13 protein-coding genes are annotated in these 12,358 nt (G+C 64.9%); 12 read left to right on the top strand and 1 reads right to left on the bottom strand.

Translation table 11 applies throughout. From position 1 onward, the window contains the following. The first annotated feature begins 35 nt into the window (after nt 1-35). Genes ACYDAT_RS09075 through ACYDAT_RS09095 form a run of 5 tightly spaced genes read left to right on the top strand, consistent with a single transcriptional unit; the run spans nt 36 to nt 3,198 of the window. On the top strand, nt 36-878 hold the full coding sequence (locus ACYDAT_RS09075; RefSeq protein WP_461449712.1) for an ABC transporter ATP-binding protein: 843 nt from the start codon (nt 36-38) through the stop codon (nt 876-878). Then, nucleotides 875-1,648, top strand: coding sequence for a lipid asymmetry maintenance ABC transporter permease subunit MlaE (gene mlaE, locus ACYDAT_RS09080; protein WP_461449714.1), 774 nt, complete (start codon nt 875-877; stop codon nt 1,646-1,648). Before ACYDAT_RS09075 ends, mlaE begins: the two co-directional genes overlap by 4 nt. 16 nt (nt 1,649-1,664) lie before the next feature. Further along, complete coding sequence (gene mlaD, locus ACYDAT_RS09085) at nt 1,665-2,150, top strand: outer membrane lipid asymmetry maintenance protein MlaD (RefSeq protein WP_461438811.1); 486 nt, start codon at nt 1,665-1,667, stop codon at nt 2,148-2,150. A 29-nt stretch (nt 2,151-2,179) separates the two neighbouring features. After that, nucleotides 2,180-2,884, top strand: a complete 705-nt coding sequence (locus tag ACYDAT_RS09090) for an MlaC/ttg2D family ABC transporter substrate-binding protein (RefSeq protein ID WP_461438810.1) — start codon at nt 2,180-2,182, stop codon at nt 2,882-2,884. Then, on the top strand, nt 2,884-3,198 hold the full coding sequence (locus ACYDAT_RS09095; RefSeq protein ID WP_461438809.1) for an STAS domain-containing protein: 315 nt from the start codon (nt 2,884-2,886) through the stop codon (nt 3,196-3,198). Before ACYDAT_RS09090 ends, ACYDAT_RS09095 begins: the two co-directional genes overlap by 1 nt. Nucleotides 3,199-3,230: 32 nt before the next feature. On the opposite strand, the gene ACYDAT_RS09100 is transcribed toward ACYDAT_RS09095, so the two are convergent. Continuing rightward, nucleotides 3,231-4,259, bottom strand: coding sequence for an MlaA family lipoprotein (locus ACYDAT_RS09100; RefSeq protein ID WP_461449716.1), 1,029 nt, complete (start codon nt 4,257-4,259; stop codon nt 3,231-3,233). A gap of 133 nt (nt 4,260-4,392) precedes the next feature. On the opposite strand from ACYDAT_RS09100, the gene rpoZ reads away from it, so the two are divergent. The 7 genes from rpoZ (at nt 4,393) to ACYDAT_RS09135 (ending at nt 12,357) form a co-directional block, all read left to right on the top strand. After that, the gene (gene rpoZ, locus ACYDAT_RS09105) at nt 4,393-4,689 is read left to right on the top strand and encodes a DNA-directed RNA polymerase subunit omega (RefSeq protein ID WP_081125846.1); all 297 of its coding nucleotides are present in this window, start codon (nt 4,393-4,395) and stop codon (nt 4,687-4,689) included. Between the two features lie 51 nt (nt 4,690-4,740). Further along, entirely contained in the window at nt 4,741-6,900 is a 2,160-nt protein-coding gene (locus ACYDAT_RS09110; RefSeq protein ID WP_461449718.1) for a RelA/SpoT family protein, read from the top strand. Nucleotides 6,901-6,999: 99 nt separating this feature from the next. Continuing rightward, nucleotides 7,000-7,383: a Rid family detoxifying hydrolase gene (locus tag ACYDAT_RS09115; RefSeq protein WP_297905287.1), complete on the top strand. Its 384-nt coding sequence runs from the start codon at nt 7,000-7,002 to the stop codon at nt 7,381-7,383. Next, a complete protein-coding gene (recG, locus tag ACYDAT_RS09120) occupies nt 7,361-9,472 on the top strand; it encodes an ATP-dependent DNA helicase RecG (protein ID WP_461449720.1) in 2,112 nt (703 codons plus the stop codon). Before ACYDAT_RS09115 ends, recG begins: the two co-directional genes overlap by 23 nt. A gap of 43 nt (nt 9,473-9,515) precedes the next feature. Further along, nucleotides 9,516-10,439: a nucleoside hydrolase gene (locus tag ACYDAT_RS09125; protein ID WP_461449722.1), complete on the top strand. Its 924-nt coding sequence runs from the start codon at nt 9,516-9,518 to the stop codon at nt 10,437-10,439. A gap of 101 nt (nt 10,440-10,540) precedes the next feature. After that, nucleotides 10,541-10,795, top strand: coding sequence for a type B 50S ribosomal protein L31 (locus ACYDAT_RS09130; RefSeq protein ID WP_297905299.1), 255 nt, complete (start codon nt 10,541-10,543; stop codon nt 10,793-10,795). Between the two features lie 275 nt (nt 10,796-11,070). After that, entirely contained in the window at nt 11,071-12,357 is a 1,287-nt protein-coding gene (locus tag ACYDAT_RS09135) for a citrate synthase (protein ID WP_461449724.1), read from the top strand. The last annotated feature ends 1 nt before the right edge of the window (nt 12,358 follow it).

The following is a 12,358-nucleotide window of genomic DNA, read 5'->3' on the forward strand; positions in this document are numbered from 1 at the left end:
CGTTCGTGCCCCCACTCGGTTAACTTGACCGGTCAATGCCTGCCTCCAGCCCCTCATCCGTCGATTCCGCCGCCGCGCCGCTGGTGCAGGTGCGCGGCCTGACCACCGCGCTCAGCGGCAAAAAGGTGTTCGATGCGCTCGATCTGGATATCGCGCGCGGCAAGATCACCGCGCTGATGGGTCCCAGCGGCACCGGCAAGACCACCTTGCTCAAGCACATCACCGGGCAGATGCACGCCGCCGCCGGTACGGTGCTGGTCGATGGCCACGATGTCGCGCGCCTGTCGCGCGAGGGTCTGTACACATTGCGCGAGCGCATCGGCTATCTGTTCCAGAACTCGGCGCTGCTCAGCGATTACGACGTGTTCGAGAATGTCGCCTTCCCGCTGCGTCAGCACACGCGCCTGCAGGAAGACTTGATCCGCAATGTGGTGCTGACCAAGCTGCAGGCGGTGGGCCTGCGCGGCGCGGCGCGACTGATGCCCAGCGAATTGTCCGGCGGCATGGCGCGGCGCGTGGCGCTGGCGCGCGCGATCGTGTTCGATCCGATGCTGATTCTTTACGATGAGCCGTTCGTGGGTCTCGACCCGATCGCGCTCAACCAGGTGTTGAAACTGATCCGCACGCTCAACCGCGAGTTGGGCATCACCTCGGTGCTGGTCGCACATGAATTCGCCGCGGTGCGCGAGGTGGCCGATCACGTGCACCTGATCGCCAACGGCAAGCTCGTGGCCAGCGGCACGCCGGGCGAACTGGCGAAGGGCGACTCACCGTGGACCGCGCAGTTCTTTGGCGGCGCGCTGGAAGGCCCGGTGCCGTTCCAGTATCCGGCACCGCCTCTGGCGCCCGCATTCGGTTTCCCCGGAGCCCGCTCGTGAAGCAACTCGCCGCGCGTTTGTTCGATCCCCTGCTCGATGGCCTTGCCGATATCGGCCGCACCGGCCTGTTTCTGCTTGGGCTGCTGACTGCGTTGCCACGCGGGCTCACCTATCCGCGCGAGTTGCTGCGGCAGCTCTGGTTTGTCGGCGCCAAGAGCCTGATCATCATCATGATCAGCGGCTTGTTCGTGGGCATGGTGTTGTCGCTGCAGTTGTACTACACGCTGTCGATTTTCGGTGGTACTTCGGCGCTGGGTACGGTGATTGCGTTGTCCCTTTACCGCGAGTTGGGTCCGGTGGTCACCGCGCTGCTGTTTGCCGGGCGCGCCGGCACCGCGATTACCGCCGAGGTTGGGCTGATGCGCGCCACCGATCAGCTCTCGGCGATGGAGATGATGGCGGTTGACCCGATGGCCTTTGTCGCCTCGCCGCGCTTCCTGGCCGGGGTGATCGCCATGCCGCTGCTGGTGGCGGTGTTCAACCTCATGGGCATCTTCGGTGGGCACCTGATCGGCGTGACCTGGCTGGGCATCGACAACGGCACGTTCTGGTCCAACATGACCTCCAACGTGGGCGTATGGAAGGACGTGATCAACGGCGAGTGGAAGGCGCTGGTGTTCGGCGTCTTTGTCAGCCTGATCGCCGTGTATCAGGGCTATACCGCGCCACCGACCAGCGAGGGCGTGGCCAACGCCACCACGCGCACCGTGGTGACCAGTTCCATCGCCATTCTGGCGCTGGATTTCGTCATGACCGCTTTTCTGATGTGATCATTGAGACACAGCCATGAATCCCCGCCGTTCCTACGCTGCCGGCACCGGCCTGTTCATCCTTCTCGGTTTCGCCGCGCTGGCTTATCTGGCCACGCAAACCACGTCCCTGGTCAACTTCGACAGTGGGCCCAGCTACGATGTCACCGCCGAGTTCACCAACATCGGCGGGCTAAAAGATCGCGCACCGGTCAAGCTCGCGGGTGTGCGCATCGGCACGGTCAAGCGCATTACCCTGGACCAGCGCAGCATGGATGCCAGGGTGACGCTGGCGATTTCCGATCGCTACAACCAGATTCCCGAGGATTCCTACGCCAAGATCATGACCAGCGGCCTGCTTGGCGATCAATTCATCTCCCTCTCGCCAGGCGGCTCGCCCAAGGTGCTGAAGAGCGGCAGCCTGATCGACAATACCCAGTCGGCGCTGCAGATCGAAGATCTGATCGGCAAGTTCATGACCGGCAGCGGCGGTAGCAAGGCTGGCTCGAGCGGCAACAAGTAACGCCCCATCACGCGCACGGAAACAAGCCCATGAACACGATTCGCTCCGCCTTCAAGTTCAGCGCCATCGCGCTTGCCGTGAGCTTGGCGATTGGCGCTGCGGCCCTGCCTGCCAGCGCGCAGGCGCAAACGCCACCCGCACCCGCTCCAACGCCAGTCGCGGCGCAGACGCCACAGCAAATCGTGCAGCAGATCGCCGATGCGATGGGCGCCGCGCTCAAGGGCCATCGCGATGAATACAAGAAAGACAAGCCCAAGCTGGTGGCCTTGATCAACTCGATACTGCTGCCGCATTTCGATACCAGCTACGCGGCGATTTTGGTGCTGGGGCGCTACGCGCGCACCGCCACGCCGGAGCAGATCAATCGCTTCCAGAAGGCGTTTTACGATGCGCTGATCGACCGCTACGCCAGTGGCCTGATCGATTATCGCGAGGGCCGCGTCACCATCTTGCCGTCGCGCGGTACCAGCGATGACGGCCACCGTGCGCTGGTGCGCTCCGAGGTGACCCTCGACAATGGCAAGAAGATCGCGGTCAACTACGTGTTTCGCCGCGCCGCCGATGGCCAGTGGAAGGCATTCGACGTGGTCATCGAGGGCATTTCCTACATCGCCAGCTATCGCAGCCAGGTTGGCGAGGAGATTCGCCATACCAGCCTCGATGCGCTGATCACGCGCCTGCAAAGCGAGGGCGGCAAGGCCATCGATACCATGAAGAAGCAGGATACGCATTGATGAGTGTCGCTGGGCTCGAAGTCAGCGTCGACGGCGATGTCCTGCGACTCGCCGGACGGCTTGACTTCGGCAATGCCGCAGCGGCATATCGCACTATCGGCACGAGTCTGGCCGCGGGCATCGCGCGCATCGATCTGAGCGCGCTGGGTCAAGCCGACAGTGCCACGCTGGCTTGTCTGCTGGCGTGGCGCGCGCAGAGCGAGCATGCCGGGCGCGCGCTGGTATTTTCCGCCGTACCCGAAAGCCTGCGCGCCTTGGCGCAGGTCAGCGGTGTTGACGTGCTGCTGCGGGACGCCACGCCCGCGGCGGTCTGAGCCGCCTTGCACAAAGAGCGGGTTTCACTCGCTCAGCCACCGCCTGCACTGGTCGCCGGCGCCGGTGTGAGAATCAAAGACCCCTGCGCACGTGTACTGCTGGCGGCGGGCGCCACGCGCGCGGCATGTGCTGGCGGCGCCACCGAACCTGCCGGCGTCGGAGCGATCGAGGCAGGAACTGCGGGTTGCGTCGAGGCTGCAGCAGCCGGTGTCGTGGCGCTTTTCGTCACTTGCGTGGCGTGGGCTTGATCGTAAGCGCGCTGCCGCGCCAACAACGCCTCCATATCCGATTCGCCGCCCCCATTGTCGCTGCTGCCAGCACCGCCGCTGTTTAAATTCTCCTGCAGGCTGGTCGGCGGATTGCCATGGTAGATCAGGTAATTGCGGCGCTGCAGGTAGGCATCGCGCAGCATCACGTAAGGATCGTAGGCCGAACTCAGGAACTGATCGGTATTGAGCAGGCTGGCGCGCAACTGCACCAGATACAGCGTGTACGGCAGGTACTCGGCGTAGTAGCGGAAGTGATGGTCCCTCGTCCAGTAACTCATCGGGTTCAGAAAATAAGTATCGACCAGATACGCGGGGAAATCGCGCATGCTGCTCGGACCCAAAAACGGTATCACCAGGTAAGGGCCTTGCGGCACGCCCCAACGCGCCAGAGTCACGCCAAAGTCGGTGGTATCTTGGTGCAGGCCCAGCTTGCCGGCTGGGTCGAACAGGCCGGCCAAGCCGATCGTGCTGTTGACCAGGAAACGGCCGGTGTTCTGCGCCGCGCCGACCGGGCGCACCTGCAGCACATCGTTGACGATACTGATCGGCATCTGCAGGTTGTCGAAGAAGTTGCTGACCATTAGGCGAACTTCGGCCGAGGTGACCTTGACATAGCCGCGCGCCACCGGCTTGGCGACCGCATTGTCGAATTTCTGATTGAAATTGAAAACCTTGCGGTTCATGCCTTGCCAAGGGTCGTCATCGCGCGCGGGCTGTATCGCGCAGCCGGCGACGGCGACTAGCAGGGCAATAGCGGCGAGCAGGCGCAGAGCACGGGAGAACGAGGGCATGGTGGGACGATTGGTGAACGGTTGAGTTCAGGATTATAACTTAGCCGGTATGCGCAGCATGCGTAATTGCCCGCCACCTTGACCGCAGGCTACACTTACAGTCCGTTCAAATATTTGATGGGAAAGGTCTTTCATGGCTCGCATTACAGTCGAAGATTGCCTTGAGGTGGTCGACAACCGCTTCGAGTTGGTGCTGATGGCCACCAAGCGCGCCCGCCAGATCGCCAAGGGCATCGAACCGCGCGTCGATCCGCAGCATGACAAACCCACCGTGATCGCGCTGCGCGAGATCGCCGAGCGTCGCATCGACCAGCCCACGATCGACGAGATCGAGCGCATCGAGCGCGAGCGCGCCGAGCGCGAGGCGCTGGAGTGGGCTGCCGCGGAAGTGGCCGCCGATGACGAACTGGGCAAGAGCGGGGACGATTGATGTCCCCCGACGGCTGTCCGTGCCGGAGAGCCGCGTGAAGCGGCGCGCACCATGTCCGTGGTCGCGCCCGCCAATGACACCCTGAGCAGCGAACTGCCCGAGTATGTGCTGGCGCTGACGCGCCGACTCACCGACTACCTGCCGCCCGAGCAAATCGCGCGCGTGACCGCCGCTTTCCGCCGTGGCGCTGAGGTCCATGTCGGCCAGACCCGCGCCAGCGGCGAGCCCTACATCACCCATCCGGTCGCCGTTGCCGCGATATTGGCGGACTTGCGGCTGGACGCCGAAACCATGATCGCGGCGATCCTGCATGATGCACTGGAGGACACCGCGTACACGCGCGCATCCATGATCGAGGAATTCGGGGCGCCCGTCACCGAATTGGTCGATGGCGTCACCAAGCTCGACAGGATGCACTTCGCCAGCCAGCAGGAGGCGCAGGCCGAGAGTTTCCGCAAGATGTTGATGGCGATGGCGCGCGATCTGCGCGTGATCCTGATCAAGCTCGCGGATCGCCTGCACAACATGCGTACCTTGGTCGCCAAGGACGCCGATTCGCGTCGCCGCATCGCGCGCGAGACGCTGGAAATCTACGCACCCATCGCACAGCGCCTGGGCATGAGCCTGATCAAGGCCGAACTGCAGGATCTGTGCTTCCGAGCGCTGTATCCAGATCGTTACCGCGTCATTGCCGAGTGCATCCGCGCCCGCCATGGCAACCGTCGTGAGGCGATGGGGCGCATCGAGAGCGCGCTGTCACTGCGTCTCGCTGCCGAGGGCATCGCCGCGCGCGTGGTCAGCCGCATCAAGACACCGTGGAGCATCTACTCGAAGATGCGCGCCGAGCACAAGACGCTAGCCGGGATCATGGACGTGTACGGCTTTCGCGTGATCACCAGCAGCGTCGCGCACTGCTATCAGGCACTGGGCACCGCGCACGGTTTGTACAAACCGGTGGACGGGCGCTTTCGCGATTTCATCGCCATCCCCAAGGCCAACGGCTATCAATCGCTGCACACAGTGCTGTTCGGGCCGTTCAATGCGCCGATAGAGATTCAGATCCGCACCGAGGATATGGACGCGGTCGCCGTGCGCGGTGTCGCCGCGCACTGGGCATACAAGACCGGCGCGGCGCCTAGTGGTGCGCAGGCGCGCGCACATGAGTGGATCGCGGGGCTGGCCGACCGCGAGGCTGGCACGGCGTCATCGTTGGAGCTGCTGGAAAACGTCAAGGTCGATCTGTTTCCCGACGAGGTATACCTGTTCACGCCGCGCGGCGCCATTTTGTCGCTGCCGCGCAATGCCACCGCGCTGGATTTCGCCTACGCGGTGCATACCGGCATCGGCGATCACGCGGTCACGGCGCGAGTGGATGGCCATTTCGCGCCGCTGCGCACGCGCCTCTGCTCGGGGCAGACGGTGGAGATCGTCACCGCGCCGTCGGCGCAGCCCAAGCCGCAGTGGCTGGAGTTCGTGGTCAGCGCGCGCGCGCGCACCGCGATCCGCAATTACCTCAAGCATCTGCAGCACGAGGATGCCGTCGAGTTTGGTCACCGCATGCTGGATCGCGAACTGGTGGCGCGCTCGGTCAGCCTTGACACCATTCCCGCCGTGGCGCTGGAGGCGATGCTGGCCGAGATGCGCTACAAGCGGCTGGAGGAACTGCTGTCCGACATCGCATTGGGCAATCGCATGGCCGGCGCGGTGGCGGAGCGCTTCAAGATACTCGCCGGCGGACACACACAGACGCTGCTGGCCGCGCCGCGCGAACGCCTGACCATCAGTGGTGCCGAACGCGGCGTGCTGAGTTTCGGCAATTGCTGTCATCCGCTGCCCGGCGACGCGATCTTCGGACACCTCTCGGCGGGCAAGGGTATCGTCGTGCATCGCGTGGAATGCCCCAATGCCGCCGAACTGCGCAAGCAGCCCGAGCGTTGTCTGGAGATCGAGTGGGACCGCGAGGCGCGGGGTGATTACCGCGTCGAGCTGCGCATCGAGGTGCAGAACCGCCCCGGCGTGCTGGCCACCGTGGCCGCCGCCATCGCCGAGACCGGCACCAACATCGAGAACGTCGAATATTCCGAACGCGATCTGGCGACTGCGACCTTGCTGTTCGCGCTGGAAGTGCGTGACCGCAAGCACTTGGCCGAAGTCATGCGCCGCGTGCGCCGCGCCAGCGTGGTCAGTGGCGTATACCGGTATCCCGTCTGAGCGCACGCGCTGCGCAGCACAACGGCGCGAAGTGGCGCTGTCTTTGACAGCGCGCGCGGCGATTGTTTCGATAAGTCACCCCCATCTGCGAGCAATGCCATGAAGCGCAGCATCATCAGCAGTAGCGACGCACCAGCCGCCATTGGGCCTTATTCGCAAGCGGTGCGCGTCGCCGATACGGTGTATCTCTCCGGTCAGATTCCGCTGGATCCGCGCAGCGGGCAGATGGTCGAGGGCGATATCAGCGCGCAGGCGCGGCAGGTGTTCGCAAATCTTGCCGCGGTCGCGGCCGCGGCCGGCGGCAGCCTGCAGCAGGCGGTGCGGATCGGCATCTTCCTCACCGACCTCAACGATTTCGCCGCGGTCAATCAGGTAATGGAGGCGCTGCTGCAGCCGCCGTATCCGGCGCGCGCCACCGTGGGGGTGGCGGCCCTGCCGCGCGGCGCGCGGGTCGAGGCTGATGCCATCCTCGTCCTCGGCTGAGCACGCGCTCGGCGCGCTGTCCACGGGCGCGCGGCCCCTCTCCGGCCTTGCCGGGGTTGGTCCGGTGCTGGCCGCAACGCTGGCGCGGCGCGGCTTGCTATGCTTGCAGGATCTCTGGTTCACGCTGCCGCTGCGCTATGAGGATCTGACCAGCGTCATGCCCATCGCCGCGCTGCGGCCCGGGCAGCGCGCCCAGGTCGAGGGCGTGGTCACGCAAGTCGAGACCGGGTTCCGTTTTCGTCCGCTACTGCAGGTGGCGATCGAGGATGGCAGCAGTGCTGCGCTGGTGCTGCGCTTCATCCATTTCCGCCGCGTCCAGGCCGCACAATTTGCGCCAGGCATGCGCGTGCGTGCCTACGGCGAGGTGCGTGAGGGTCACCAGGGTCTCGAGATCGTGCACCCGCGCTATCGCGTGCTCGGCACGCAGGCCCCGCAACTGGCCACGCACCTCAGCGCGGTGTATCCGTTGACCGAGGGCATCACCAACGCACGCATGGCGAGTTTGGTGACGCGCGCGCTGGCGCAGTTGCCGTGCGCCGAGGAACTGGAACTGCTGCCGCCCGTGGACAGCGCCGCGTTGGCGTTGCCCGATCTGCGCAGCGCGCTGCTGGCCGTGCATCAGCCCGCGCCCGATGACGACCTGGCGGCGCTGCTGGCCGGCACGCATCCGGCGCAGCGCCGACTCGCGTTCGAGGAGTTGCTGGCCCAGCATCTGGCTCTGCGCCAATTGCGCCAGCGCGCGCGCAGCCATGTCGCGCCGGTGTGCGCCGATGGTCGTGCGCTGATGCGCCGGTTGCGCGCGGGTTTGCCCTATGCATTGACGGGCGCGCAGCAGCGCGCGCTCGATGAAATCCTCGCCGATCTGGCCGCGCCGCGGCCGATGCTGCGACTGGTGCAGGGCGATGTGGGATCGGGCAAAACCATCGTCGCGGCGCTGGCGGCGCTGGTGGTGGTGGCCAGCGGCCGACAGGTGGCCTTGGCTGCGCCGACCGAATTGCTGGCCGAACAACACTACCGCAGTTTTTCTGCCTGGCTGCAGCCGCTGGGCATTGAGGTGCTATGGCTGGCCGGCAAAGTGCAAGGCCGCGCGCGCAACGCGGCGCTGGCGCGTCTGACCGAGGGCGCAGCCGTGTGTGTGGGCACGCACGCGCTGATGCAGGAAGGCGTGCGTTTCCGCAATCTGGGCCTGGCCATCGTCGATGAGCAACACCGTTTTGGCGTGCATCAGCGCCTGAGCCTGGTCGAGAAGGGCAGCGCTGCGGGCGAAGTGCCGCATCAACTGGTACTCACCGCGACGCCGATTCCGCGTACCTTGGCAATGACGGCTTATGCTGACCTGGATATCTCGGTGCTCGATGAATTGCCGCCCGGACGTACGCCGGTGCAAACCACCATCGTTGCCGCCAGCCGCCGCGCCGAGGTGGTCGAGCGTATCCGTCACGCTTGCGCCAAAGGCCGGCAGGCGTATTGGGTATGCACGCTGGTGGAGGAGTCGGATGTGCTCGCCGCGCAGGCCGCCGAGGTCGCGCATGTCGAGCTCAGCGCGGCATTGCCGACGCTGCGCGTCGGGTTGGTGCACGGGCGCATGAAACCGGCGGCAAAGCAGGCGGTGATGGATGCGTTCAAGCACGGCGAACTGGCGCTGTTGGTGGCGACCACGGTGATCGAGGTGGGCGTGGATGTGCCCAACGCCAGCCTGATGGTGATCGAAAACGCCGAGCGCCTGGGTTTGGCGCAGTTGCACCAGTTGCGTGGCCGCGTCGGGCGCGGCAGCACCGCGTCCAATTGCGTGTTGCTGTATCAGCCACCGCTATCGGTCAACGCACGTGCGCGCCTGAGCCTGCTGCGTGAGAGCAACGATGGTTTTCGTATCGCCGAAATGGACTTGAAACTGCGCGGTGCTGGCGAAATGCTGGGCACGCGTCAGACGGGTTTGCTGGCGCTGCGCGTAGCCGACCTGGTGCGCGACGCCGATCTGTTGCCGATGGTACGCGAGCTGGCCGATCGGCTCCTGCAGGACGACCACGGGCGCGCGGAGCTGATTTTGCAGCGCTGGTTCGGTAGCGCGCGGCGCTACGCACAGGCCTGAGTCAGTCCCATAGACTGCACGCATTCCTGCAACGGAGCCGGACATGCTGTTCATCGACACCGATCCGGGCGTGGACGACGCGCTGGCGATATTGATGGCGCACGCACGCGCACCGGGTGTTGCTGGTCTGGGCATCGCGGCGGGCAATGTCGGGCTGCACCACACCACGGCCAACGCGCTCAAACTGGTTGAATTGCTGGAGGTGCCGACGCCGGTGTTTCCCGGTGCGCCGCAGCCGCTGGTGCGCCGCGCCGCCGATGCCGCGTTCGTGCATGGCGCCGATGGTTTTGGTGACACCGGCTACTTGCCCGCGCGGCGCACGGCGCACAACGAGCACGCGGCGCTGGCGCTGCTGCGTCTCAGCCATGCGCACGCCGGCGAGCTGGTGGTGGTGGCGCTGGGTCCGCTGACCAATCTGGCGCTGGCGCTGAGTCTTGACCCGCAATTGCCCAGTCGCGTCGCGCGCCTGGTGGTGATGGGCGGCGCGGTGACCGGGCAGGGCAACACCAGCGTGGCGGCCGAATTCAATTTCGGTTTCGATCCGGAGGCCGCGCACATCGTGTTTTCACGCTGGCCGCGGTTTGATCTGGTCGATTGGGAGTTGACGCTGCGCCATGCGCTGGATTTCGAGCGCTTCGAGCACTGGTTGGCCGGGGGTGACACACGCGCGGCGTTTTTTGCAGCGATCTCGCGCAAGGCACGCGCCTTCAATCGCGCGCAGCGACGCCCGGGCATCATCGCCGCCGATGCCCTGGCGATGGCGGTGGCGCTGCGTCCCGAGCTGATCATCAACGCCGAGGAGCGCGCGGTCGCGGTGGAACTGGGTGGCGGCCTGACGCGCGGCGCCACCGTGGTGGACTGGCAGCGCCGCACCGGTGCGGTGGCCAATGCGCGCATCGTGCTGGCCGTGGATCAGCCCGGTTTCGAGCAACTGGTGGCAGCGGCACTGGGTGCGCGAACCGGGTGATCCGGTCGCACGCCCCGGACAGGATCAACACGCTTGCCCGTGGCTGGCACAGCGGGCTATCATAGCGATCTTTTCCTTGTCCTTTTGAGCGCGAACCCGTCATGAAGCCCGACATTCATCCCCAGTATCGCGAGGTCGTGTTCCAGGACGTGACCGCCAACTTCGCCATTCTCACCCGTTCCACGATCAGCACCAAGGACACGATCAAGTGGGAGGATGGCAAGGAATACCCGCTGGTCAAGCTGGAAATTTCCTCGGCCTCGCATCCGTTCTACACCGGCAAGCACAAAGTGCTTGACGTGGGCGGTCGCGTGGACAAGTTCCGCAAGCGCTACGCCGCGGGCGGCAAGGCCTGACCCTGACACTAGTCGCCGGTTGCGTGCGCGTCTGAGTTTCATGCACCGCCGCACTCCGAATTGATGTTCGTTGCAACGCCGGCCTCGTGCCGGCGTTGTCGTTTTTGCTGCTGCACCGCAGCGCGCTGTGCGATAATTCGCGACGGATTTGCGGGCTGCGTGCCCGTGTGACACCACCGTTGTGCAAATTGCGCGGTCTTGTCCGTCCGCCCCCCACCCGGCGCCTGCTCCCCGCGTATTTCCGCTCCCGGCGTCCGCAGCAAAGGAGACCTTGCGTGTCCACCTACAAGCTCATCAACGAGTCCACCGGCAGCAGCACCGAGCTGCCCGCCGTCACCGGCAGCGTCGGCCCAGCCGCGCTCGATATCGGCAAGCTCTACCGCGATACCGGCTGCTTCACCTACGACCCCGGCTTCATGTCCACGGCCAGCTGTCGCAGCGCCATCACTTACATCGATGGCGATGCCGGCGTGTTGATGTACCGCGGCTATCCGATCGAGCAGCTCGCCAAGCAGTCCAGCTTTCTGGAAGTGGCTTACCTGCTGCTGCATGGTGAGTTGCCGAATCAAGCGCAGTTCGACGCCTTCGACAATGAGGTGACGCATCACTCGATGATGCATGAGTCGATTCGTCACTTCCTGCGCGGCTTTCACCACGACGCGCATCCCATGGCCATGGTGTGCGCTTCGATCGCTTCGTTGTCGGCGTTCTATCACGACAAGATCGACATCGAGGATCCAACCGCGCGGCGTCTTGCGGCGATCCGCCTGATCGCCAAGATGCCGACCATCGCCGCGGCCTGCTATCGCTATTCGGTCGGCTGGCCGATGCGTTTCCCGCGCAACAATCTTGAATACTGCACGCGCTTCCTGCACATGATGTTCGAGGTGCCCAGCGAGCCATTGGCGCTCAATCCGACCGCGGCCAAGGCGCTGGATCTGCTGTTCATCCTGCACGCCGATCACGAACAGAACGCCTCCACCTCGACGGTGCGTCTGGTTGGCTCCACCGGCGCCAACCCTTACGCCAGTGTCGCCGCCGGCATTGCCGCGCTCTGGGGACCGGCACACGGCGGCGCCAACGAGGCGGTATTGAAGATGCTGGAGGAAATTGGCGATGCAAAACATGTGGGCAGCATCGTGGCCAAGGCCAAGGACAAGAACTCCGGCTTCCGCCTGATGGGCTTTGGTCATCGCATTTACAAGAACTACGACCCGCGCGCGGCGATCATCCGTGAAATGACCCACAGAGTTCTGGCCGACCTGGGTGTATCCGACCCATTGCTGGACGTGGCGCTGGAACTCGAGCGCGTGGCGCTGAAGGACGATTATTTCGTCGAGCGCAAGCTGTATCCGAATGTCGATTTCTACTCGGGCCTGATCTACAAGGCACTGAACATTCCCAAGGAAATGTTCACGGTGATGTTCGCCATCGCGCGCACCGCGGGCTGGATCTCGCACTGGATCGAGCAGCACGAAACCGCCGACACCAAGATCGGCCGTCCGCGGCAGGTTTATACCGGAGCCACCAAGCGCGACTATCGCCCGATCACGACGCGCTGAG

This window comes from Metallibacterium sp. (assembly GCF_054637675.1).